Source organism: Pseudomonas sp. CCNWLW23 (assembly GCF_037095675.1).
In the GTDB taxonomy this organism is placed as follows: domain Bacteria; phylum Pseudomonadota; class Gammaproteobacteria; order Pseudomonadales; family Pseudomonadaceae; genus Aquipseudomonas; species Aquipseudomonas atacamensis.
In genome coordinates, this window is sequence record NZ_JBAWKM010000001.1 from 328,942 (window position 1) to 350,856 (window position 21,915).

Consider the following 21,915-nt stretch of genomic DNA (forward strand, 5'->3'; position numbering starts at 1 on the left):
GTCATACCCTTCAGTTTGAGCCTGCCGTCGAACATTTCGCCGGTCTGTCCCGCCCTTTTCGAGATGGAGCATGTCCACAGATGAGCACCCCCGCCAAGATCGCCCCGAAGCTGCCTGACAGTATTTTCCGCGCCTACGACATTCGCGGCACTGTGCCGGAATTCCTCAACGGCGAAACCGCCTACTGGATCGGCCGTGCCATCGGCTCGCAGAGCCTGGCCCAGGGCGAACCGAATGTTTCGGTCGGTCGCGACGGTCGCCTGTCCGGCCCGGAGCTGGTCGCGGAACTCATTCGCGGCATCGCCGAGAGCGGTTGCCACGTCAGCGATGTCGGCCTGGTGCCAACGCCAGCGCTGTATTACGCCGCCAACGTACTGGCCGGCAAGTCCGGGGTGATGCTCACCGGTAGCCACAATCCGTCGAACTACAACGGTTTCAAAATCGTCATCGCCGGCGACACCCTCGCCAACGAGCAGATTCAGGTGCTGCACGAACGCATCAAGAACAACGACCTGAGCACTGGCCAGGGCAGCGTCACCCAGGTCGAAATCCTCGACCGCTACAACACCGAAATCGTCCAGGACATCAAACTGGCCCGTCGCCTGAAAGTCGTGGTCGACTGCGGCAACGGCGCGGCCGGCGTGATCGCCCCGCAACTGATCGAAGCGCTGAACTGCGAAGTCATCCCGCTGTTCTGCGAAGTCGACGGCAACTTCCCTAACCATCACCCAGATCCGGGCAAACCGGAAAACCTTGTCGACCTGATCGCCAAGGTCAAGGAAACCAACGCCGATATCGGCCTGGCCTTCGACGGTGACGGCGACCGCGTCGGTGTGGTGACCAACACCGGCAGTATCGTCTACCCGGACCGTCTGCTGATGCTGTTCGCTCGCGACGTAGTGGCGCGCAACCCGGACGCGGAAATCATCTTCGACGTCAAATGCACTCGCCGTTTGGTGCCGCTGATCAAGGAATACGGCGGTCGGCCGCTAATGTGGAAGACCGGTCACTCGTTGATCAAAAAGAAAATGAAACAATCCGGCGCGCTATTGGCCGGAGAAATGAGCGGGCACATCTTCTTCAAGGAGCGCTGGTTCGGTTTTGACGACGGCATCTACAGCGCCGCACGTCTGCTGGAGATCCTCAGCAAGGAAAAATCCACTGCGGAAGAGCTGTTTGCGACCTTCCCGAACGATATTTCCACGCCGGAAATCAATATCCATGTGACCGAAGAGAGCAAATTCAGCATCATTGATGCACTGCACGATGCTCAGTGGGGCGAAGGCGCCGACCTGACCACCATCGACGGCGTGCGTGTTGATTACGCCAAAGGCTGGGGCCTGGTGCGCGCGTCCAACACCACACCGGTGCTGGTGCTGCGCTTCGAGGCCGATGACGAGGCTGAATTGCAGCGCATCAAGGATGTGTTCCACGCCCAACTGAAACGCGTTGCACCTGATCTCCAACTACCGTTCTGATCCACCCGGAGCCCTGAATGACCCTCGAACGCGAAGCCGCCGCCAACACTGCCAAGGTCCTGTCCGAAGCGCTGCCTTACATCCGACGCTATGTCGGCAAGACCCTGGTGATCAAATACGGCGGCAACGCGATGGAAAGCGAGGAGCTGAAAACCGGCTTCGCCCGCGACATCGTGCTGATGAAAGCCGTGGGCATCAACCCGGTGGTCGTGCACGGTGGCGGCCCGCAGATCGGTGACCTGCTCAAGCGCCTGTCGATCGAAAGCCATTTCGTCGACGGCATGCGCGTCACCGACGCGGCGACCATGGACGTGGTGGAAATGGTCCTTGGCGGTCAGGTCAACAAAAGCATCGTCAACCTGATCAACCGCCATGGCGGCAGCGCCATCGGCCTGACCGGTAAGGATGCCGGGCTGATTCGCGCGAAGAAGCTCACCGTCTCCCGTCAGACCCCGGAGATGACCCAGCCGGAAATCATCGACATCGGCCACGTTGGCGAAGTCGTCGGCATCAATACCGAGCTGCTGAACCTGCTGGTCAAAGGCAACTTCATCCCGGTCATCGCACCGATTGGCGTCGGTGAAAACGGTGAGTCGTACAACATCAACGCCGACCTGGTGGCGGGCAAGGTTGCCGAAGCGCTGAAAGCTGAAAAGCTGATGCTGCTGACCAACATTGCCGGCCTGATGGACAAGTCGGGCACCGTGTTGACCGGCCTGAGCACGCAGCAGGTCGACGACCTGATCGCTGACGGCACGATCTACGGCGGCATGCTGCCGAAGATCCGCTGCGCACTGGAAGCGGTTCAGGGTGGGGTTGGCAGTTCGTTGATCATCGACGGTCGTGTACCGAACGCGATTCTGCTGGAAATCTTCACTGATACCGGTGTGGGTACGCTGATCAGTAATCGCAAGCGTCCTTGATGGCTGATCGCTGAAAGCAAAAGATCGCAGCCTTCAACAGCTCCTACAGGGATTTCGCACACGCGAGAATCCGCTTTTGTAGGAACTGACGAAGGCTGCGATCTTTTTATGCGCGCAGGAAAAGCCTGACTCCACACAGCGAAACGTCCGACATCCCTTCAGAATAAATCTCCATAGGATCTTCCCCTCATCCAACGGAGATCTTCCCATGCAAAAAAACAGCGTTCCTTACGGCAGTGACATTTCGGCTGGCACTTACGCCTGCGTGGACTGCGGCCGAGAATATTCAGCCCCTTCGCAGACTTCGATGCCGCCCTGCCCTGACTTCACCGAAGCCTCTCACCCACTCAAGGGCTGGAAAGTGCTCACCGGCCAAGGAGATGCACCCCAGGATCCCTACCCAGCCGCCAGCGTCAAATAACCGGAGCGGCGACTCATGCAGATCTCGTTCACGATCGACGCCGATGCTTTCGAGCAGGAACAAAAGGAACCGGTGAAAAAGACCTTGCGCATCGGCGACGCTGAAATCGCCCATGCGCTGGAGCGCATCGCCAAAGCCAGCCTGACCGAATACCTGAAAATGCTGGTCGAGGGCGGCATGCCCAGCCGGGCCGACGAAGCCAAGCAAGATCGCCTGCTGTATCTGATTCAGAGTTACTTCGGGCAAACCCTGCCGACCGAATCGCAGATCTCGACGATCTTTCAGCTGACCCAGAGCCAAAGCAAAACCCTGTTGAAAAACACCGTTTCGCGTTTTCGCAACCAGCTCGACGACATCCTGCAGCACAGCATGCGCGCAGTAATCCAGTCCGCCGAGCATGCGCAAAACGTGTTTCTGGTGGTGATCAGCTCGGACGTGATCCGCGATGAATTGAACATGCTCATCACCCAGAACGAGCCGACCTTCAAACCCATCACCAAACGCAAGGGCAGCGCCGGGCAGTTCGAGATCAGCGAAGATTCCCACGCATTGCTCTGTGCAACGCTGGGTCTGAATGCCGTTCAGTGACATCGTCGCGGTCAGTGGCTTGCTGCTGACCCTGACCACGTTCATGTTCAATCTGGCGTGGCCGGCGCTCAATGAAGCGCTGGCTGAGGATGAATTTCAAAAAGGTTCGCAGGGCCGCAAGCGCAGTCGAGACAAGGTGATGGCTGCTTTCTACTGGCGAGCATTGCCATTGACGTGCGCTTTCGTGGCGCTGTTTTACGTTAACTTGCCGGCAGCAGTCGGGATCATGCGCAGCAGCACGCTGGACCTTTGGGATTTCGATGTGGATCGCACGTTGTACGTGATGGTGGTTGTAGCGCTGCTGGTGTTTGCGCTAGTGAACGCTGCATTGGCGCTGAGACTGCTGATGAAATGGCGAAATCTGCGTTGATCGCCAACAAAAAAAGACCCGGTTCAGCCTGCCTGAACCGGGTCTTTTTTCTGTGGGAGCGAGCCTGCTCGCGAACGCTTAATGTGCCTCACATCGCTGACAGGTGACGGCCATTCGCGAGCAGGCTCGCTCCCATATTGGTCACACGCCAAACTGCGCGCGGTACGCTTCCACGGCTGGCAAATGCTGTTTGAGCTGCGGATCGTCGGCGAGGAACTCCAGCACCTGATTCAGCGAGACAATGCTGATCACCGGGATGCCGAAGTCGCGCTCGACTTCCTGGATTGCCGACAACTCGCCGTTGCCACGCTCCTGACGGTTCAGTGCGATCAGCACACCGGCGGCCTTGGCGCCGTCCTGGGAAGCGATGATCTGCATCACTTCACGAATCGCGGTGCCGGCGGTGATTACGTCGTCGATGATCAAGACTTCGCCAGTCAGCGGTGCGCCAACCAGGCTGCCGCCCTCGCCGTGGGCCTTGGCTTCCTTGCGGTTGAAGCACCATGGCAGGTCACGGTCGTGATGCTCGGCCAGCGCAACGGCGGTCGTGGCCGCCAGCGGAATGCCTTTATAAGCCGGGCCAAACAGAACGTCGAAAGAAATGCCGCTCTCGGCGATGGCAGCCGCGTAGAAACGCCCCAGCTGCGCCAGGGCCGAACCCGAGTTGAACAAGCCGGCGTTGAAGAAGTAGGGACTGGTGCGCCCGGACTTCAGGGTGAACTCACCGAAGCGCAAAACGCCGCGATCGATGGCAAAACGAATGAAATCGCGCTGATACGCTTGCATGAAAAAAACCCCAAATACCACGGATTTAGCTAATTAGCTTGACGCCGTGTATCATACACGCACGCGATTTTTGGGGCCATTTATGCGGATCATCAGTGTGAACGTCAATGGTATTCAGGCGGCAGTCGAGCGCGGTTTGCTCAGTTGGCTGCAAGCCCAGAATGCCGACGTCATCTGCCTGCAGGACACCCGTGCCTCCGCCTTTGAACTGGATGACCCAGCCTTCCAACTGGATGGCTACTTCCTTTATGCCTGCGATGCTGAAGTCCCTGCCCAAGGCGGCGTGGCTTTGTATTCGCGGTTGCAACCGAAGGCTGTCATCAGCGGTCTCGGTTTCGAGACGGCCGACCGCTACGGGCGCTACCTGCAAGCAGATTTCGACAAAGTCAGTATTGCCACCTTGCTGTTTCCTTCGGGGATGAACGGCGATGAGGACTTGAACCAGAAGTTCAAGCTCATGGACGATTTCGGCAAGTACCTGGACAAACAGCGACGCAAACGTCGCGAGTACATTTATTGTGGCTCGCTGTACGTTGCGCAGCAGAAACTCGACATCAAGAACTGGCGCGACAGCCAGCAATCTCCAGGCTTCCTGGCGCCGGAACGCGCCTGGATGGACGAGATTGTCGGCAACATGGGCTATGTCGATGCGCTGCGCGAAGTCAGCCGCGAAGGCGACCAGTACAGCTGGTGGCCGGATAACGAACAGGCCGAGATGCTCAATCTGGGCTGGCGTTTCGATTATCAGATCCTGACCCCGGGCCTGCGTCGCTCGGTGCGCAGTGCACGCCTGCCGCGTCAGCCACGGTTCTCGCAGCACGCGCCGTTGATCGTCGACTACGACTGGACGCTGACCATCTAAGCGTCCTCGCAGCCAAAAAAAATGCCCGCATCGTGAGATGCGGGCATTTTTTATGCGCCATGCTTTCTAGACGGCAGCGAAGAATGGCAAGGCCAGGTACAGCTTGATCACGATGACGTTAACGATATCGATGAAGAACGCTCCTACCATCGGCACTACCAGAAACGCGATTTGCGATGGCCCATAGCGCTGCGTCACCGCTTGCATGTTGGCAATCGCTGTCGGCGTGGCGCCCAGACCGAAGCCGCAATGTCCCGCAGCCAGCACTGCGGCATCGTAGTTGCTGCCCATCACCCGGAACGTCACGAAAATCGCGAACAGAGCCATGACCAGCGCCTGCACGGCCAGAATGATAAAGATCGGCAATGCCAACGCCGCCAGATCCCAAAGCTTCAGCGACATCAGCGCGATCGCCAGAAACAGCGAGAGGCTGACATTGCCGAGCACGGAAACTTCACGCTCGAACACCTGATACAAGCCAAGTGCTGACAGACTGTTGCGCAACACCACACCTACAAACAGCACGCAAACAAACGTCGGCAGTTCGAACGCAGTGCCATGCAGCAAGCCATTCAGAAGGTTGCCAGCGAGCAGGCTGACGGCAATTAGCGCCAGCGTCTCGACGAACGAAAACGGCGTGATCGAGCGTTCCTTGTTTGGCTGTTCAAAGCCTTTCGGCAGTCGCGGCGCTTGCTGGGGACTGCAGCCCGGCACTTGCACGCGCTTGATCAGCAACCGGGCGACGGGCCCACCGATCAGCCCACCGAGCACCAGACCGAACGTCGCTGAGGCCAGCGCCAGTTCCGAAGCCGAGGCCAGGCCATATTTCTCGATGAATACCGCGCCCCATGCGGCGCCCGTACCGTGGCCGCCGGCCAATGTGATCGAACCCGTCAGCAAGCCCATTAAAGGATCGAGTCCGAGCAAGGTTGCCAATCCGATGCCCATGGCGTTCTGCACCACCAGCAAGCCAATGACCGCCAACAGGAAGATACCGACGATGCGCCCGCCCTTCTTCAGACTGGCAAGGTCGGCACTCAAGCCAATCGTGGCAAAGAAAGCCAACATCAGGGGGGTTTGCAATGATGTATCGAAGCGGACTTCAATATCGACCGTACGCAATATCAACAGGAGCACAGCAACCACCAGGCCACCCGCTACCGGTTCAGGAATATTGTAACTTCGCAGAAAGCCGACACGCGCAACAAGTCCGCGTCCGAGCAGTAGTACTAAAGAAGCGGCCACGAGCGTGCCGTAGAAATCGAGCTCAATCATGTGGATTATTCTTGGCTAAGTATTCACGAGGCGAGCGTTTACCTGGGCTCGACGGGTGAACCGGCTGATTTTATCAACACTGATTACTGGGGAATTCAAGTGCCATCGATGGCTTGAACATATCGAAATGTTTCAATCGAAACATTGCATCGGGCAACTTTAACAACCCGCTCGCGTCAATAACAAGAACGAGAATAAGCACGTGGTCGATCAGTTGTGACCAAACATGTAATAGAGAAATATCAGCAAATAAATGCCAAACCGCACATCGTTAAAAGACTAGTCCTACAACAAAAACCAATTATTGAGTTGCACAAATAAAAATGCCCGATAAGCCGGGGCATTTCCATATTGCGATACAAGAGACTGTTACTTGATCAGTCGCCAAGTGAACGGATATCTGTACGGGAAACCTTCGTTGGCTTTGACCCCTGCAATGATCGTCAGGACCAATGCCGCGATTGCCAGCAAGCCAAACAGGAAGAAACCGATGATCAGCAGCATGAGCAGGAAGCAGATCATTGAGGCTATCGCCACCGTGATCTGAAAATTCAGTGCTTCTTTGCCCTGTGCATCGATGAACGGGTCCTTCTCGCGCTTCATCTGCCAAAGGATCAGCGGCCCGATCAGATTGCCGAACGGAATCCAGATCCCCAGCAAGGCGGACAAGTGACAGAACATCGCCCACTGGCGAACCTCCTGGCTCGGTTTGGGCAGCAACTCTTGCTCGTCACTCATCACGTCCTCCTTGTGGTCAAAACCTCAGTCGGCCAGCGCAGCCTTCTGCAATTCGAAGATTTCGTTCATGCCCTGCTTGGCCAGTTCCAGCATGGCATTGAGCTCATCAGGCTGGAACGGCGCGCCTTCAGCGGTGCCCTGCACTTCGATGAAGCCGCCGGTGCTGGTCATCACCACGTTCAGGTCGGTTTCAGCTGCAGAATCTTCAAGATAGTCCAGATCCAGCACCGGCTCGCCCTGGTACATGCCGACCGAGACCGCACCGATCATCTGCTTGAGCGGGTCACCGCCTTTCAGGCCGCCGCGCTTCTTGATCACTTTCAGGGCATCGACCAGCGCAACCATGGCGCCGGTGATGGACGCGGTGCGAGTACCGCCATCGGCCTGGATCACGTCGCAATCGACGTACAGGGTCACGTCGCCGAGCTTGGACATGTCCAGCGCTGCGCGCAGGGAACGGCCGATCAAACGCTGGATTTCGAGAGTACGACCGCCCTGCTTGCCACGACTGGCTTCACGCTGGTTACGCTCGCCGGTGGCGCGCGGCAGCATGCCGTACTCGGCAGTCAACCAGCCCTGGCCCTGACCTTTGAGGAAACGCGGCACGCCATTTTCGACGCTGACGGTGCAGATGACTTTGGTATCACCGAATTCGACCAGTACGGATCCCTCGGCGTGTTTGGTGTAGTTGCGGGTGATGCGGATCGAGCGGAGCTGATCGGCAGCGCGACCACTTGGACGTTTCATAGGGATACCTGTACTGAGGACGGAAAACTGCCGAGCATTATAGAGCGCTGCACCGCGAGTGGGCACTGGTTAAAACCGCCGGCCGACGACCGAAGCCCCTCAAGCGCGCATAACCGACGGGCTGCAGCGGTTTGTCACACCGTGTGTTTGGGCGCATTCGCCGCACTGCGCTACAATCCTGCGCCTTTGCTGCCAGTCGGCTTAAATTCATTGAAATCGCGCCTGCGAAACAGCGTTTCGCGCCGATCTGCATTGCGAGGTCACCGCCATGGTGCACAGCATGACCGCCTTCGCCCGCGTCGAGAAAGCCGGCGTTCAGGGCACCCTGAGCTGGGAACTGCGCTCGGTCAACAGCCGCTATCTGGAACCGCACCTGCGCTTGCCCGAATCGTTCCGCGACCTCGAAGGCGCCGTGCGTGAAGCGCTGCGTCAGGGCCTGTCGCGGGGCAAACTGGAATGCACGCTGCGCTTCACCGAAGAAAGCACCGGCAAACCGCTGCAAGTGGACCGCGAACGCGCCGCGCAACTGGTGGCCGCTGCGGAAACCGTGGCCGGGCTGATCAAGAATCCCGCCGCGCTGAATCCGCTGGAAGTGCTGGCCTGGCCCGGCGTGCTGGTGGCCGATGCGACCGACCCGCAAGCGCTGAACGCCGAAGCGCTGGCGCTGTTCAATCAGGGTTTGAAAGATCTGAAGGCTGGCCGCGAGCGCGAAGGCGCGGAGCTGGCGCGCTTGATCAACGACCGCCTGACGTCCATCGAAGAAGACGTGGTGACCCTGCGAGAACTGGTGCCGCAGATGCTCGCCACCCAGCGCCAGAAGGTCCTCGACCGCTTCGCCGACATGAAGGCCGAGCTCGACCCGCAGCGCCTGGAACAGGAAATGGTCATCCTCGCGCAAAAAAGCGACGTGGCCGAAGAACTGGATCGCCTGAGCACTCACATCATCGAAGTTCGCCGGGTGCTCAAGTCCGGTGGTGCCGCCGGGCGGCGTCTGGACTTCCTGATGCAGGAGCTCAACCGCGAAGCCAACACACTGGGCTCCAAAGCCTTCGACCCGCGCAGCACCCAGGCCGCCGTCAACCTCAAGGTGTTGATCGAGCAGATGCGCGAACAAGTGCAGAATATTGAGTAAGGCTACCTGACATGACCCAACACACCGGCACCCTGTACATCATTTCCGCGCCATCGGGCGCGGGCAAGAGCAGTCTGGTCAAGGCCTTGACCGACGCCGATCCGGAGATTCGCGTTTCCGTTTCGCACACCACCCGCGCCATGCGCCCGGGCGAAGTGGATGGCGTGAACTACCACTTCGTGACCCGCGAAGAGTTCGTGAAGATGGGCGAGCACGGCGACTTTCTTGAGCGCGCCGAAGTCTTCGGCAACTTCTACGGCACCTCGCAAAGCCGTTTGCAGCAGACCCTGGACGAAGGTCACGACCTGATTCTGGAAATCGACTGGCAAGGCGCCGAGCAAGTGCGCAAGCTGATGCCGCAGGCGCGCTCGATCTTCATCCTGCCGCCGTCGCTGCAAGCCCTGCACCAGCGCCTGACCAACCGTGGCCAGGACAGCGACGAGATCATCGACGGCCGCATGCGCGAAGCGGTCAGCGAGATGAGCCATTACGTCGACTACGATTACCTGATCATCAACGACGATTTCGCCCACGCACTGGACGATCTGAAAGCGATTTTCCGCGCCAATCAGTTGCAACAGAAGCGCCAGCAAGTGCGTTTCGGCAAATTACTGGCTGAATTGCTCGGCTGAAACAGCACTTCCCAAAACGCCTGCAAGCGCTTTACATTGGTGCTTGCAGCGCGTTGAAGGGTCTGGTCAAAAAATCAGCGCTTCCCTAATCGCTGGTGATTTTTTAAACTGCTCAGTCCGCTCGCCCAACCGGGCAGCGCGCATATTGCATTCGCTCCGAGGAATACCATGGCCCGCGTAACCGTTGAAGACTGCCTAGAACACGTGGAAAACCGCTTTGAGCTGGTCATGCTCTCTACCAAGCGTGCCCGTCAACTGGCCACCGGCGGCAAAGAGCCATTGGTGCAGTGGGAAAACGACAAGCCGACTGTTGTCGCGCTGCGTGAAATTGCTGAAGGCCTGATGAGCTACGAGTTCATCGCCGAGCAGGAAATCGTCCAGGATGAACCGCTGTTCGCAGCGTTCGAGGACGAGTCGAACGAGGCCGTCTAAGCCTATGCCTGGTCGACGTAGCACGGCGCGGGGTCACAGCTTTCGGCAGGATTCATCATGCCGAGCATAGACGCCCTCGCCGATCGCTTATCGACCTACCTCGGCAACGACCAGGTCAACCTGGTCCGCCGAGCGTATTTCTACGCCGAACAAGCCCATGACGGTCAACGCCGTCGCAGCGGCGAGGCGTATGTCACGCATCCTCTTGCCGTGGCCAATATTCTTGCCGACATGCACATGGACCATCAGAGCCTGATGGCCGCGATGCTGCATGACGTGATCGAAGACACCGGTATCGCCAAGGAAGCGCTGCAAGCGCAGTTCGGTGAAACCGTGGCCGAACTGGTCGACGGGGTCAGCAAACTGACCCAGATGAACTTCGAGACCAAGGCCGAAGCCCAGGCGGAAAACTTCCAGAAAATGGCCATGGCCATGGCGCGCGACATCCGGGTGATCCTGGTCAAGCTCGCCGACCGTCTGCACAACATGCGCACGCTGGAAGTGCTGTCCGGCGAAAAGCGCCGACGCATCGCCAAGGAAACCCTCGAAATCTACGCGCCCATTGCCAACCGGCTGGGGATGCACGCGATCCGCATCGAGTTCGAAGACCTCGGCTTCAAGGCAATGCACCCGATGCGTTCCGCGCGGATCTACCAGGCGGTCAAGCGCGCCCGGGGCAACCGCAAGGAAATCGTCAACAAGATCGAAGAGTCCCTCGGTCACTGCCTCGCCATCGACGGCATCCAGGGCGAAGTCAGCGGTCGGCAGAAACACCTCTACGGCATCTACAAGAAAATGCGCGGCAAGCGACGGGCCTTCAACGAGATCATGGACGTTTACGCGTTCCGGATCATCGTCGACAAGGTCGATACCTGCTACCGCGTATTGGGTGCTGTGCATAATTTGTACAAACCGTTGCCAGGGCGTTTCAAGGATTACATCGCGATCCCCAAGGCCAACGGCTATCAGTCGCTGCACACCACGCTGTTCGGCATGCACGGTGTACCGATCGAGATCCAGATCCGCACCCGCGAAATGGAAGAGATGGCCAACAACGGCATCGCCGCCCATTGGCTGTACAAATCCAGCGGCGACGAGCAGCCGAAAGGCACGCACGCCCGCGCCCGCCAGTGGGTCAAAGGCGTGCTGGAAATGCAGCAACGCGCCGGCAACTCGCTGGAATTCATCGAAAGCGTGAAGATCGACCTGTTCCCGGACGAGGTCTACGTGTTCACGCCCAAAGGCCGAATCATGGAGCTGCCAAAAGGCTCCACGGCGGTCGATTTTGCCTACGCGGTACATACCGACGTCGGCAACAGCTGCATCGCCTGCCGCATCAACCGTCGTCTCGCGCCGCTGTCCGAACCGCTGCAAAGCGGCTCCACGGTCGAGATCGTCAGCGCCCCCGGCGCCCGGCCGAACCCGGCGTGGCTCAACTTCGTCGTTACTGGCAAGGCGCGCACGCACATTCGTCATGCGCTGAAACTGCAGCGCCGCTCCGAGTCCATCAGCCTCGGCGAACGCCTGCTGAACAAGGTCCTCAACGGTTTCGACAGCTCCCTGGAGAAGATCCCGGCAGAGCGCGTCAAGGCAATGCTTACCGAGTACCGCCTCGAACTGATCGAAGACCTGCTCGAAGACATTGGCCTGGGCAACCGCATGGCCTACGTGGTCGCCCGTCGCCTGCTTGGCGAAGGCGAGCAGCTGCCGAGCCCGGAAGGTCCGCTGGCGATTCGCGGCACCGAAGGCCTGGTGCTCAGCTACGCCAAGTGCTGCACGCCGATCCCCGGCGACCCGATTGTCGGGCACCTGTCGGCGGGCAAAGGCATGGTCGTGCACCTGGATAACTGCCGCAACATCAGTGAAATCAGGCACAACCCGGAAAAATGCATCCAGCTCTCGTGGGCCAAGGATGTCACCGGCGAATTCAACGTCGAGCTGCGCGTCGAGCTGGAACACCAGCGCGGTCTGATCGCCCTGCTGGCCAGCAGCGTCAACGCGGCCGACGGCAATATCGAGAAAATCAGCATGGACGAACGCGATGGTCGCATCAGCGTCGTGCAGTTGGTGGTCAGCGTTCACGACCGTGTGCACCTGGCCCGCGTGATCAAGAAACTGCGCGCTTTGACCGGGGTGATCCGCATCACCCGCATGCGTGCATAACCTGCCTATTACAAGGAGTCCTACATGACCAAAACCGTCATCACCAGCGACAAGGCCCCGGCCGCCATCGGCACTTACTCCCAGGCGATCAAGGCAGGCAACACCGTTTACATGTCGGGCCAGATTCCTCTGGACCCGAAAACCATGGAACTGGTTGAGGGCTTCGAAGCCCAGACCGTCCAGGTCTTCGAGAACCTCAAAGCCGTGGCCGAAGCCGCCGGCGGTTCGTTCAAGGACATCGTCAAACTGAACATCTTCCTCACCGACCTGAGCCACTTCGCCAAGGTCAACGAGATCATGGGCAAGTACTTCGACCAGCCATACCCTGCCCGCGCCGCCATTGGCGTGGCCGCCCTGCCGAAGGGTGCGCAGGTTGAAATGGATGCCATTCTGGTCATCGAGTGATGCGCACGGCGCGGCCTCCACGCCGCGCCGACTGCCGCAAGAAAAGGTTTTGAAAGGATTCCACCATGCGCAAAGCGCTAGCTCTCTCGCTGCTCGCCCTGTTTCTCGGCGGCTGCGCCAGCGACCCTGCCGACCGTGACATCAGCGGCACCTGGATCAACCAGGTGGCGATCGATGCCGCCGCCAAGGGCGGTCCCCTGCGTGAAGCGCTGCAGGCTTACGGCCCGAATCTGGAATGGGACGTCAACACCAAGGCCGGTCAGGCCCGCTACACCAACGGTTTTGAGAACGTCGAAGGACGGCTGCTGGGCGAAGAGTCCGGCGCCTGGAAAGTCGACTTCTATGGCAGCTCCGCCAGCGAACTGAAACGCGACGGCGGACGTTTGCAGCAAGCTGCCAGTGACAACGAACCCGAACAAGTTTTCGATCGCGCACAGATCCCGGTGCCGGAAGGCGCGCCAATCGGTGCAAGCTTCGAACGCGCTCTGTATTCAGCGTATTTGGGCGGCAACTGGACCATCGCCAGCGGCCAGGGTGAAGGCGGCACTGTGCAGTTCCAGGCAGACGGCCAGGTGACCGGCCTGCCGGGCGTTGATCGTTATGCCTTGTGCCTGGCGGGCGATTGCGCATCGATGAGCAATGGCAACGACAGCATGTGGCTGCAACTCAATGGCCAGGGCAACAACTGGATCTTTGTGCGCAAGGGCAAGGAGCTTGAGATTTTGCAAGCAGTCAACGCTGCGCTAGCGGATGAGCAACCGCAGTTCGCCGCGGGTGAGCGCAAGTGGTTGCTGGAAAAGCAGTAACCTGCCTCCGAAATCTCAGAAGATCAAATGTGGGGGCGAGCCTGCTCGCGAACGCGGTGGGTCAGTCAAACTGATAATGACTGACATACCGCATTCGCGAGCAGGCTCGCTCCCACAGTGGTTTTTGTGTTGCTGAAAATTCAGCACTTACCTTCAAGAATCGCTGCATAGCCTTCGCGATAACTCGAATACTTCGGCACCCACCCCAACGCTTTCGCCCGCGCATTGCTGCAACGTTTGCTGCCAGTGCGCCGCACGCTGGCGTCTTCGGCCCATTCAGTCACACCCAGGTACTCGCGCAACCAGCCCACCACTTCGGCCAACGGCGCTGGCGCGTCATCCACACCGATATAGAGCTGGTCCAGCTTGACCCCCTCGCGGTCTTTTTCCAGCAAGAACGCCAGCAGCCCCGCTGCATCATCGGCATGAATACGATTGCCATACAGCGGCGGCTCGACTGCCACGCGATAGCCGCGACGCACCTGGGTCAGCAGCCACTCGCGCCCCGGACCGTAAATGCCGGTCAGGCGCAGCACGCTAGCCGGGATGCCGCTATTGAGCGCGACCTGCTCGGCTTCGAGCATCAAGCGACCTGAATATCCGGCCGCGACCGTCTCGGAGGTCTCATCCACCCATGCTCCGTCCTGCTGGCCGTACACGCTGCTGCTGGACACGAAGATCAGTCGCTCGGGCACTTGCCCATAGTCGTTCAGCCAGCTCAGCACGTTCTGCAAGCCTTGCACGTAGGCCTTGCGATAGCCCTCTTCATCGTGGTCGGTGGCCGCAGCGCAATACACCAGATAATCGACAGCGCCTACCGGCCAGGTCGCCGGGCACTCTTCGCTGAACAGGTCGCCGGCGACGCCGATGACACCCTCCGGCAGTTTGGAAACATCCCGGCGCAGGCCATGGACTTGCCAGCCAGCCGCCAGCAATTGCGTGGCCAGACGACTGCCGACATCACCACAACCGGCAATCAAAACAGAAGGCGCGGACATCAGAAAACTCCCATCAGAAAGGCACAGACTAGCTCTGGCACAGGACGAACGGCTAGCGATGAAGGAAAAAAAGTTACTCTATTACTTTTGTTAACAAGAATTACTTGCAATAATGCACGCCACTTTTGTTCTCGGCCTCACGAGGCCTGGAAGAGCAACAACGTTTTTCTATCTCAGGTCCGGCCAGCATGACACGTAATCAAACTCCCGCTTCGCCAACCACTCGACCTCGCGCCTGGAGCGCCGTCGCGGCTCTGTTGCTCAGCCTGATGCTGGCACCGACCGCCGCCTTCGCCGACGCTCAAGCGCCCGCCACCCCAGCCGCCACCGAGCAGAGCGCACCCGCTGCCGCTCCGGCTGCACCGGCCGCCACCGATCCGGTGCAGGCTGTCGACGCGGCCGACGCACCTGAAGTCCTCGAAGCCGACAACACCTTGGGCATGGCCCACGACCTGTCGCCGTGGGGCATGTACCAGAACGCCGACATCATCGTGAAAATCGTGATGATCGGTCTGGCCATCGCATCGATCATCACCTGGACTATCTGGATCGCCAAAGGCTTCGAGCTGATGGGCGCCAAGCGTCGTCTGCGTGGCGAAATCGCCGCACTGAAAAAAGCCACCACACTCAAGGAAGCCAGCGCCACCGCTGGTAAAGAAGGCACCCTCGCCAACCTGCTGGTGCACGACGCGCTCGAAGAGATGCGCCTGTCGGTCAACAGCCGCGAGAAAGAGGGTATCAAGGAACGCGTCAGCTTCCGCCTTGAGCGCCTCGTAGCGGCCTGCGGTCGCAACATGAGCAGCGGCACCGGCGTCCTCGCCACCATCGGTTCGACCGCACCGTTCGTAGGTCTCTTCGGTACCGTGTGGGGCATCATGAACTCGTTCATCGGCATCGCCAAAACCCAGACCACCAACCTCGCCGTTGTCGCACCGGGTATCGCTGAAGCCCTGCTGGCCACTGCACTGGGTCTGGTTGCGGCGATTCCTGCGGTAGTGATCTACAACGTCTTCGCCCGCTCCATCGCCGGTTACAAGGCGCAGGTCTCCGATGCCTCGGCAGAAGTCCTGCTGCTGGTCAGCCGCGATCTCGACCACCAGCCTGAGCGCAGCTCGCAGCCGCACATGGTTAAAGTGGGGTAATCGGCCATGGGCCTGCATTTGAAAGAAGGCGCAGACGACGATCTGGCCGAGAACCACGAAATCAACGTCACGCCGTTCATCGATGTGATGCTGGTGCTGTTGATCATCTTCATGGTGGCCGCGCCGTTGGCCACTGTAGACATCAAAGTCGACCTGCCCGCCTCGACCGCCAAACCGGCGCCGCGGCCGGAGAAACCGGTGTTCCTCAGTGTGAAAGCTGACCAGCGCCTGTTCCTCGGTGACGATGAAGTGAAAGCCGAAACCCTCGGCGCTACCCTCGACGCCAAGACCCAGGGCAAGAAAGACACCACCATCTTCTTCCAGGCCGACAAAGGCGTGGATTACGGCGACCTGATGAGCGTGATGGACAGCCTGCGCGCCGCCGGTTACCTGAAGGTTGGTCTGGTCGGTCTTGAGACGGCAGCCAAAAAATGATCACGACGCGCCATAAGCTGACGCGTTACAGCGGTAGCCTGGCCGTGGTGCTGGGTGTGCATGCGCTGGCCATCGCGCTGGCGCTGAACTGGACTGCCCGCCCGCCCATCGAATTGCCGCCGCAGGCAATGATGGTCGAGCTGGCCCCGTTGCCTGCCCCGCCACCGCCGGCTCCGCCGAAAGTCGTCACACCGCCGCAGCCACCGGCTCCGGTGGAAGAATTGCCGATTCCGAAACTGGCTGAAGCACCGAAAGCGGAAATCGCGGTACCCAAACCCAAGCCGAAGCCCAAGCCGAAACCGCCGAAGCCGGTCGAGAAAAAGCTGCCCGAGCCGCCGAAGGAAAAACCTTCCGAGGAAAAACCGGCCGATACTCAACCGACCCAGGCGCCAACGGAGAAATCCGCCCAGCCGGCACCGGGTCCATCGCCAGCTCAAGTAGCGGCCAAGGCCAGTTGGCAAGGCGCCCTGCTCGCGCATCTGCAGAAGTACAAGAAGTACCCGCAGAGTGCGCAGTCGCGGGGCAAGGAGGGCTTGAATCGTCTGCGCTTCGTGGTCGATGGCGAAGGTAATGTGCTGTCGTTCGAACTGGTGGGCCGCTCTGGCAACGCTGATCTGGACCGGGCCACCCTGGACATGATCCGCCGCGCGCAACCGCTGCCAAAGCCGCCGGCCGACATGCTCAACAACGGCTCGATCGAAATTGTTGCGCCGTTTGTTTATTCGCTCGAACGCCGTCGCTAAGCAACACCGCAATACCTGTGGGAGCGAGCTTGCTCGCGAAGGCGCCAGGTCAGTCAGAGCAGTTTCGTCTGACATACCGCATTCGCGAGCAAGCTCGCTCCCACAAAGTGATGTGCTAACCAGTAGATCCAGCCAAGAGGCACCGAAAGGTGCCTTTTGCGTATCTGCCAGCGGCAAACCGACCTCGACCGGTGTCGCACTCAGCCCGCAGTCTGATAACGTGCGTCTATCGATTGCAGCCGGTATGCTTGGCGCGCATCTTCATGGACGCTTGCTATGACCCTCACAGAATTACGCTACATCGTTACCCTCGCCCAAGAGCAGCACTTCGGCCATGCCGCCGAGCGTTGCCACGTCAGTCAGCCGACGCTGTCGGTGGGCGTGAAGAAACTTGAAGACGAACTCGGTGTGCTGATTTTCGAGCGCAGCAAAAGCGCCGTGCGCCTGACCCCGGTCGGCGAAGGCATCGTCGCCCAGGCGCAGAAGGTCCTGGAACAGGCCCAAGGCATTCGCGAACTGGCCCAGGCCGGCAAGAATCAGCTGACCGCGCCGCTGAAAGTCGGCGCCATCTACACCGTCGGCCCGTACCTGTTCCCGCACCTGATCCCACAACTGCACCGGGTTGCCCCGCAGATGCCGTTGTACATCGAAGAAAACTTCACCCACGTGCTGCGCGACAAACTGCGCAACGGCGAACTCGACGCGATCATCATCGCCCTGCCGTTCAACGAAGCCGACGTGCTGACCCTGCCGCTGTACGACGAGCCGTTCTACGTCCTGATGCCGGCCCAGCACCCGTGGACCAAGAAAGAGTCCATCGACGCCGGCCTGCTCAATGACAAGAGCCTGCTGCTGCTCGGTGAAGGCCACTGCTTCCGCGATCAGGTGCTCGAAGCCTGCCCGACCCTGACCAAGGGCAACGACGGCGCCAAGCACACCACGGTCGAATCCAGCTCGCTGGAAACCATTCGCCACATGGTCGCGTCCGGCCTGGGCATCTCGATCCTGCCGCTGTCGGCGGTGGACAGCCATCACTACGCCCCGGGCGTGATCGAAGTGCGTCCACTGACCGCGCCGGTGCCGTTCCGCACCGTTGCGATCGCTTGGCGCGCGAGCTTCCCACGGCCGAAAGCCATCGAGATCCTCGCCGACTCCATTCGCCTGTGTTCGGTGGCCAAGCCTGCCGCGCCGGTTACGGCCGGTTAAGCGAGCGTCATGACGGAGCTGTCGCAAGTGTCGGTGACGGCACTCAAGGGTGTCGGCGAGGCCATGGCCGAGAAACTGGCAAAGGTCGGCCTCGAGAATCTGCAGGACGTGCTGTTCCACCTGCCGCTGCGTTATCAGGATCGCACCCGCGTGGTGCCGATCGGTGCGTTGCGGCCGGGACAGGACGCCGTGGTCGAAGGCACCGTCAGCGGCGCCGACGTGGTCATGGGCCGCCGGCGCAGCCTGGTCGTGCGCTTGCAGGACGGCACCGGCGGGCTGAGCCTGCGCTTCTACCATTTCAGCAACGCGCAGAAAGAAGGGCTCAAGCGCGGCACGCGGGTGCGCTGTTACGGCGAAGCCCGGCCCGGCGCCTCAGGCCTGGAAATCTATCATCCGGAATACCGCGCGATCACCGGTGATGAACCACCGCCAGTGGACGAAACCCTGACCCCGGTCTATCCGCTCACCGAAGGCCTGACCCAACAGCGCCTGCGCCAGTTGTGCATGCAGACTCTGACGCTGCTCAAGCCAAGCACCCTGCCCGACTGGTTGCCGACTGAGCTGGCCCGCGACTATCAATTGGCACCGCTGGCCGATGCGATCCGCTACCTGCACAACCCGCCCGCCGATGCTGACGTCGACGAACTCGCCCTTGGCCATCACTGGGCGCAGCATCGCCTGGCTTTCGAAGAACTGCTCACCCATCAACTGTCGCAGCAGCGTCTGCGCGAAAGCATGCGCTCGCTGCGCGCGCCAGCGATGCCGAAAGCCACCAGGCTGCCGCCGAAATACCTGAAGAACCTCGGCTTCAGCCCAACCGGTGCTCAGCAGCGCGTCGGCAATGAAATTGCCTACGACCTCAGCCAGCACGAACCGATGTTGCGCCTGATTCAGGGTGACGTCGGCGCGGGTAAAACCGTGGTTGCCGCCCTCGCCGCCTTGCAGGCGCTGGAGGCCGGTTATCAGGTCGCGCTGATGGCACCGACCGAGATCCTCGCCGAACAGCACTTCATCACCTTCAAGCGCTGGCTCGAGCCGCTGGGCATTGAAGTCGCGTGGCTGGCCGGCAAGCTCAAGGGCAAGAATCGCGTCGCCGCGCTGGAACAGATTGCCAGCGGCACGCCAATGGTGGTCGGCACCCACGCGCTGTTTCAGGACGAAGTGCAGTTCAAGAACCTCGCTCTGGTGATCATCGACGAACAGCACCGCTTCGGCGTGCAGCAGCGTTTGGCGCTGCGGCAGAAAGGCGTCGGCGGGCGCATGTGCCCGCACCAACTGATCATGACCGCCACGCCGATTCCACGCACATTAGCGATGAGTGCCTACGCCGACCTCGACACCTCGATCCTCGATGAATTGCCGCCCAGCCGAACCCCGGTCAACACCGTGCTGGTCACCGACACCCGCCGCGTCGAAGTCATCGAACGAGTACGCAGCGCCTGCGCCGAAGGGCGACAGGCCTATTGGGTGTGCACGCTGATTGAAGAATCCGAAGAGCTGACCTGCCAGGCCGCCGAAACCACGTTTGAAGACCTCACCGCCGCCCTCGGCGAATTGAAAGTCGGGCTGATTCACGGGCGCATGAAGCCGGCCGAGAAAGCCGCAGTGATGGCCGAGTTCAAGGCCGGCAACCTGCAACTGCTGGTCGCCACCACCGTGATCGAAGTCGGCGTCGACGTGCCCAACGCCAGCCTGATGATCATCGAAAACCCCGAGCGGCTCGGCCTCGCGCAACTGCACCAGTTGCGCGGTCGGGTTGGTCGGGGCAGCGCGGCCAGCCATTGTGTGCTGCTCTACCACCCGCCGCTGTCGCAGATCGGCCGTCAGCGTTTGGGCATCATGCGCGAGACCAACGACGGTTTCGTCATCGCCGAAAAAGACCTCGAACTGCGCGGCCCTGGGGAAATGCTCGGCACCCGTCAGACCGGCCTGCTGCAATTCAAGGTCGCCGACCTGATGCGCGACGCCGACCTGCTGCCCGCCGTGCGCGACGCCGCCCAGGCTTTGCTGGAGCGCTGGCCGACCCACGTCAGCCCACTGCTTGACCGTTGGCTGCGCCATGGGCAGCAATACGGCCAAGTGTGAGCACCGTCGCAGTTTGTGCAGGATCGTTCCTACAGAGCTGGTTATACTCCTGCCATTGTTTCAAAAACGGATACAGACCATGACCGAAGCTGCTCTCGTCCCCGAATCTCCGCAAGCTCCGTCTGTTATTCGGCTGCTGCTCAACAAGCTGGGCGTTGCCTACGAAGAAGTGCTCGACCACCACGGCCTCAATGCCTCGCGCAAGGTGCAGGCCGTGTTGCTGGACGACGCCGTGGGCGCGTTGATGGTGCTGTTTCCACAGAGCCAGTTGCTGGATCTCAATCGCCTCGCCGAACTCACTGGTCGCCGCCTCACAGCCGTGTCCACCGAGCGCCTGGAAAAGATGCTCGGCAAACACAATCTGAGCCTGCTGCCGGGCCTGCCGGCGCTGACCAGTTCGCCGTGCCTCTACGAAGAAAGCCTGCTGCGCGAGCCGAAGCTGCTGATCAACTCCGGCGAGCCGGGCCTGCTGCTGGAAATCAGCAGCGAAGACTTCAAATCGATGCTGACCAAAGCCAGCGCCGCCAACTTCGGCGAAGCCCTGAGCAGCATCCGCCCGAACCTCGACCGCCCGGACGATGACCGCGAGGAAATCACCCAGGCTGTGCAGGCGTTCACCGCGCGGCGCATTCAGCAACGTCTGGAAGCGACCATCGAGATTCCACCGCTGGCCGAAACCGCGCAAAAAATCATCAAGCTGCGCGTCGACCCCAACGCCACCATCGACGACATCACCGGCGTAGTCGAAACCGACCCGGCGCTGGCCGCGCAAGTGGTGAGCTGGGCGGCGTCGCCGTACTACGCCTCGCCGGGCAAGATTCGCTCGGTGGAAGACGCAATCGTTCGCGTGCTGGGTTTTGATCTGGTAATCAACCTCGCGCTGGGCCTGGCCCTCGGCAAGACCCTGAGCCTGCCGAAAGACCACCCGCAACACACCACGCCGTACTGGCAGCAGTCGATCTACACCGCCGCCGTCATCGAAGGCCTGACCCGCGCCATGCCCCGCGCCCAGCGCCCGGAAGCCGGCCTGACCTACCTCGCCGGTCTGCTGCACAACTTCGGTTACCTGTTGCTGGCCCACGTCTTTCCGCCGCACTTCTCACTGATCTGCCGCCACCTGGAGGTCAATCCGCATCTGTGCCACAGCTATATCGAGCAACACCTGCTGGGTATCAGCCGCGAACAGATCGGCTCGTGGCTGATGCGCTACTGGGACATGCCCGATGAACTGGCCACCGCCCTGCGCTTCCAGCACGACCCAAGCTACGACGGCGCCTACGCCGAATACCCGAACCTCGTCTGCCTGGCCGTACGCCTGCTGCGCAGCCGCGGGATCGGCTCCGGGCCGGATGAAGACATTCCGGATGCCCTGCTTGAACGCGTCGGCCTGAGCCGTGACAAAGCCAACGATGTCGTCAGCAAAGTGCTTGAGGCTGAAGTGCTGTTGCGTGAACTGGCTTCGCAGTTCAGCCAGGGCTGAAAAGCTCGCGGGCAAGCCCGCTCCCACAAGATCGATGCGATCCCCAGGAGCGGGTGTGTTGCGGCCAA

General features: G+C 60.5%; 21 protein-coding genes and 1 pseudogene. 17 read left to right on the forward strand and 5 right to left on the reverse strand.

Annotated features, from left to right (window positions below; genetic code table 11):
- Nucleotides 1–74: 74 nt before the first annotated feature.
- The 4 genes and pseudogenes from V8J63_RS01545 to V8J63_RS01560 form a co-directional block, all read left to right on the forward strand.
- Nucleotides 75–1,478, forward strand: a pseudogene (locus V8J63_RS01545) (phosphomannomutase/phosphoglucomutase); the annotation flags it as partial.
- Nucleotides 1,479–1,495: 17 nt separating this feature from the next.
- On the forward strand, nt 1,496–2,401 hold the full coding sequence (gene argB, locus V8J63_RS01550; RefSeq protein ID WP_016772548.1) for an acetylglutamate kinase: 906 nt from the start codon (nt 1,496–1,498) through the stop codon (nt 2,399–2,401).
- Nucleotides 2,402–2,837: 436 nt separating this feature from the next.
- Nucleotides 2,838–3,410: a hypothetical protein gene (locus tag V8J63_RS01555; protein ID WP_016772546.1), complete on the forward strand. Its 573-nt coding sequence runs from the start codon at nt 2,838–2,840 to the stop codon at nt 3,408–3,410.
- Complete coding sequence (locus V8J63_RS01560) at nt 3,397–3,780, forward strand: hypothetical protein (RefSeq protein ID WP_016772545.1); 384 nt, start codon at nt 3,397–3,399, stop codon at nt 3,778–3,780. Before V8J63_RS01555 ends, V8J63_RS01560 begins: the two co-directional genes overlap by 14 nt.
- Nucleotides 3,781–3,921: 141 nt before the next feature.
- On the opposite strand, the gene pyrE is transcribed toward V8J63_RS01560, so the two are convergent.
- Nucleotides 3,922–4,566 (reverse strand): orotate phosphoribosyltransferase, encoded by a 645-nt coding sequence (pyrE, locus tag V8J63_RS01565; RefSeq protein WP_027616815.1) that lies wholly within the window; start codon nt 4,564–4,566, stop codon nt 3,922–3,924.
- Nucleotides 4,567–4,648: 82 nt separating this feature from the next.
- On the opposite strand from pyrE, the gene V8J63_RS01570 reads away from it, so the two are divergent.
- Nucleotides 4,649–5,428 (forward strand): exodeoxyribonuclease III, encoded by a 780-nt coding sequence (locus V8J63_RS01570; RefSeq protein WP_016772543.1) that lies wholly within the window; start codon nt 4,649–4,651, stop codon nt 5,426–5,428.
- A gap of 66 nt (nt 5,429–5,494) precedes the next feature.
- Here V8J63_RS01570 and gltS read toward each other — a convergent pair whose 3' ends face one another.
- The 3 genes from gltS to rph form a co-directional block, all read right to left on the reverse strand.
- Nucleotides 5,495–6,703: a sodium/glutamate symporter gene (gene gltS / locus V8J63_RS01575; RefSeq protein ID WP_336463466.1), complete on the reverse strand. Its 1,209-nt coding sequence runs from the start codon at nt 6,701–6,703 to the stop codon at nt 5,495–5,497.
- Nucleotides 6,704–7,072: 369 nt separating this feature from the next.
- Entirely contained in the window at nt 7,073–7,441 is a 369-nt protein-coding gene (locus tag V8J63_RS01580; RefSeq protein WP_016772541.1) for a DUF4870 domain-containing protein, read from the reverse strand.
- Between the two features lie 24 nt (nt 7,442–7,465).
- Nucleotides 7,466–8,188: a ribonuclease PH gene (gene rph / locus V8J63_RS01585; protein ID WP_024014799.1), complete on the reverse strand. Its 723-nt coding sequence runs from the start codon at nt 8,186–8,188 to the stop codon at nt 7,466–7,468.
- Nucleotides 8,189–8,456: 268 nt separating this feature from the next.
- Between rph and V8J63_RS01590 the strand changes: the two genes are divergently transcribed.
- The 6 genes from V8J63_RS01590 (at nt 8,457) to V8J63_RS01615 (ending at nt 13,758) form a co-directional block, all read left to right on the forward strand.
- Complete coding sequence (locus V8J63_RS01590) at nt 8,457–9,320, forward strand: YicC/YloC family endoribonuclease (RefSeq protein WP_016770639.1); 864 nt, start codon at nt 8,457–8,459, stop codon at nt 9,318–9,320.
- Nucleotides 9,321–9,331: 11 nt separating this feature from the next.
- Nucleotides 9,332–9,952 (forward strand): guanylate kinase, encoded by a 621-nt coding sequence (gene gmk, locus V8J63_RS01595; protein WP_039757364.1) that lies wholly within the window; start codon nt 9,332–9,334, stop codon nt 9,950–9,952.
- Nucleotides 9,953–10,120: 168 nt separating this feature from the next.
- Nucleotides 10,121–10,384, forward strand: coding sequence for a DNA-directed RNA polymerase subunit omega (rpoZ, locus tag V8J63_RS01600; protein WP_008030604.1), 264 nt, complete (start codon nt 10,121–10,123; stop codon nt 10,382–10,384).
- A 57-nt stretch (nt 10,385–10,441) separates the two neighbouring features.
- A complete protein-coding gene (spoT, locus tag V8J63_RS01605; protein WP_007920338.1) occupies nt 10,442–12,547 on the forward strand; it encodes a bifunctional GTP diphosphokinase/guanosine-3',5'-bis pyrophosphate 3'-pyrophosphohydrolase in 2,106 nt (701 codons plus the stop codon).
- 24 nt (nt 12,548–12,571) lie between these two features.
- Nucleotides 12,572–12,952 carry a RidA family protein gene (locus V8J63_RS01610; RefSeq protein WP_014340863.1) on the forward strand — a complete coding sequence of 127 codons (381 nt, stop codon included), beginning with the start codon at nt 12,572–12,574 and terminating at the stop codon, nt 12,950–12,952.
- Between the two features lie 65 nt (nt 12,953–13,017).
- Entirely contained in the window at nt 13,018–13,758 is a 741-nt protein-coding gene (locus V8J63_RS01615) for a hypothetical protein (protein ID WP_024014801.1), read from the forward strand.
- A 140-nt stretch (nt 13,759–13,898) separates the two neighbouring features.
- Here V8J63_RS01615 and V8J63_RS01620 read toward each other — a convergent pair whose 3' ends face one another.
- Nucleotides 13,899–14,756: an SDR family oxidoreductase gene (locus V8J63_RS01620; RefSeq protein WP_336353165.1), complete on the reverse strand. Its 858-nt coding sequence runs from the start codon at nt 14,754–14,756 to the stop codon at nt 13,899–13,901.
- Nucleotides 14,757–14,944: 188 nt separating this feature from the next.
- Here V8J63_RS01620 and exbB point away from each other — a divergent pair, with 188 nt between their 5' ends.
- The 6 genes from exbB to V8J63_RS01650 all read left to right on the forward strand — a co-directional run bounded on the left by exbB (nt 14,945) and on the right by V8J63_RS01650 (nt 21,847).
- The gene (gene exbB / locus V8J63_RS01625; RefSeq protein ID WP_024014803.1) at nt 14,945–15,898 is read left to right on the forward strand and encodes a tonB-system energizer ExbB; all 954 of its coding nucleotides are present in this window, start codon (nt 14,945–14,947) and stop codon (nt 15,896–15,898) included.
- Nucleotides 15,899–15,904: 6 nt separating this feature from the next.
- Nucleotides 15,905–16,333, forward strand: a complete 429-nt coding sequence (gene exbD / locus V8J63_RS01630) for a TonB system transport protein ExbD (RefSeq protein ID WP_016772535.1) — start codon at nt 15,905–15,907, stop codon at nt 16,331–16,333.
- Nucleotides 16,330–17,076, forward strand: a complete 747-nt coding sequence (locus tag V8J63_RS01635; protein WP_024014804.1) for a TonB family protein — start codon at nt 16,330–16,332, stop codon at nt 17,074–17,076. Before exbD ends, V8J63_RS01635 begins: the two co-directional genes overlap by 4 nt.
- A gap of 276 nt (nt 17,077–17,352) precedes the next feature.
- Nucleotides 17,353–18,282 carry a hydrogen peroxide-inducible genes activator gene (locus tag V8J63_RS01640; RefSeq protein ID WP_024014805.1) on the forward strand — a complete coding sequence of 310 codons (930 nt, stop codon included), beginning with the start codon at nt 17,353–17,355 and terminating at the stop codon, nt 18,280–18,282.
- Between the two features lie 9 nt (nt 18,283–18,291).
- The gene (gene recG / locus V8J63_RS01645) at nt 18,292–20,367 is read left to right on the forward strand and encodes an ATP-dependent DNA helicase RecG (protein WP_336463467.1); all 2,076 of its coding nucleotides are present in this window, start codon (nt 18,292–18,294) and stop codon (nt 20,365–20,367) included.
- A gap of 79 nt (nt 20,368–20,446) precedes the next feature.
- Nucleotides 20,447–21,847 carry an aminoacyl-tRNA deacylase and HDOD domain-containing protein gene (locus V8J63_RS01650; protein WP_073470910.1) on the forward strand — a complete coding sequence of 467 codons (1,401 nt, stop codon included), beginning with the start codon at nt 20,447–20,449 and terminating at the stop codon, nt 21,845–21,847.
- Nucleotides 21,848–21,915: the final 68 nt, after the last annotated feature.

Coding starts and splice junctions, on each gene's coding strand:
- argB (WP_016772548.1), top strand. CDS start 1,496: ATGACCCTCGAACGCGAAGCCGCCGCCAACACTGCCAAGGTCCTGTCC.
- V8J63_RS01555 (WP_016772546.1), top strand. CDS start 2,838: ATGCAGATCTCGTTCACGATCGACGCCGATGCTTTCGAGCAGGAACAA.
- V8J63_RS01560 (WP_016772545.1), top strand. CDS start 3,397: ATGCCGTTCAGTGACATCGTCGCGGTCAGTGGCTTGCTGCTGACCCTG.
- pyrE (WP_027616815.1), bottom strand. CDS start 4,566: ATGCAAGCGTATCAGCGCGATTTCATTCGTTTTGCCATCGATCGCGGC.
- V8J63_RS01570 (WP_016772543.1), top strand. CDS start 4,649: ATGCGGATCATCAGTGTGAACGTCAATGGTATTCAGGCGGCAGTCGAG.
- gltS (WP_336463466.1), bottom strand. CDS start 6,703: ATGATTGAGCTCGATTTCTACGGCACGCTCGTGGCCGCTTCTTTAGTA.
- V8J63_RS01580 (WP_016772541.1), bottom strand. CDS start 7,441: ATGAGTGACGAGCAAGAGTTGCTGCCCAAACCGAGCCAGGAGGTTCGC.
- rph (WP_024014799.1), bottom strand. CDS start 8,188: ATGAAACGTCCAAGTGGTCGCGCTGCCGATCAGCTCCGCTCGATCCGC.
- V8J63_RS01590 (WP_016770639.1), top strand. CDS start 8,457: ATGGTGCACAGCATGACCGCCTTCGCCCGCGTCGAGAAAGCCGGCGTT.
- gmk (WP_039757364.1), top strand. CDS start 9,332: ATGACCCAACACACCGGCACCCTGTACATCATTTCCGCGCCATCGGGC.
- rpoZ (WP_008030604.1), top strand. CDS start 10,121: ATGGCCCGCGTAACCGTTGAAGACTGCCTAGAACACGTGGAAAACCGC.
- spoT (WP_007920338.1), top strand. CDS start 10,442: ATGCCGAGCATAGACGCCCTCGCCGATCGCTTATCGACCTACCTCGGC.
- V8J63_RS01610 (WP_014340863.1), top strand. CDS start 12,572: ATGACCAAAACCGTCATCACCAGCGACAAGGCCCCGGCCGCCATCGGC.
- V8J63_RS01615 (WP_024014801.1), top strand. CDS start 13,018: ATGCGCAAAGCGCTAGCTCTCTCGCTGCTCGCCCTGTTTCTCGGCGGC.
- V8J63_RS01620 (WP_336353165.1), bottom strand. CDS start 14,756: ATGTCCGCGCCTTCTGTTTTGATTGCCGGTTGTGGTGATGTCGGCAGT.
- exbB (WP_024014803.1), top strand. CDS start 14,945: ATGACACGTAATCAAACTCCCGCTTCGCCAACCACTCGACCTCGCGCC.
- exbD (WP_016772535.1), top strand. CDS start 15,905: ATGGGCCTGCATTTGAAAGAAGGCGCAGACGACGATCTGGCCGAGAAC.
- V8J63_RS01635 (WP_024014804.1), top strand. CDS start 16,330: ATGATCACGACGCGCCATAAGCTGACGCGTTACAGCGGTAGCCTGGCC.
- V8J63_RS01640 (WP_024014805.1), top strand. CDS start 17,353: ATGACCCTCACAGAATTACGCTACATCGTTACCCTCGCCCAAGAGCAG.
- recG (WP_336463467.1), top strand. CDS start 18,292: ATGACGGAGCTGTCGCAAGTGTCGGTGACGGCACTCAAGGGTGTCGGC.
- V8J63_RS01650 (WP_073470910.1), top strand. CDS start 20,447: ATGACCGAAGCTGCTCTCGTCCCCGAATCTCCGCAAGCTCCGTCTGTT.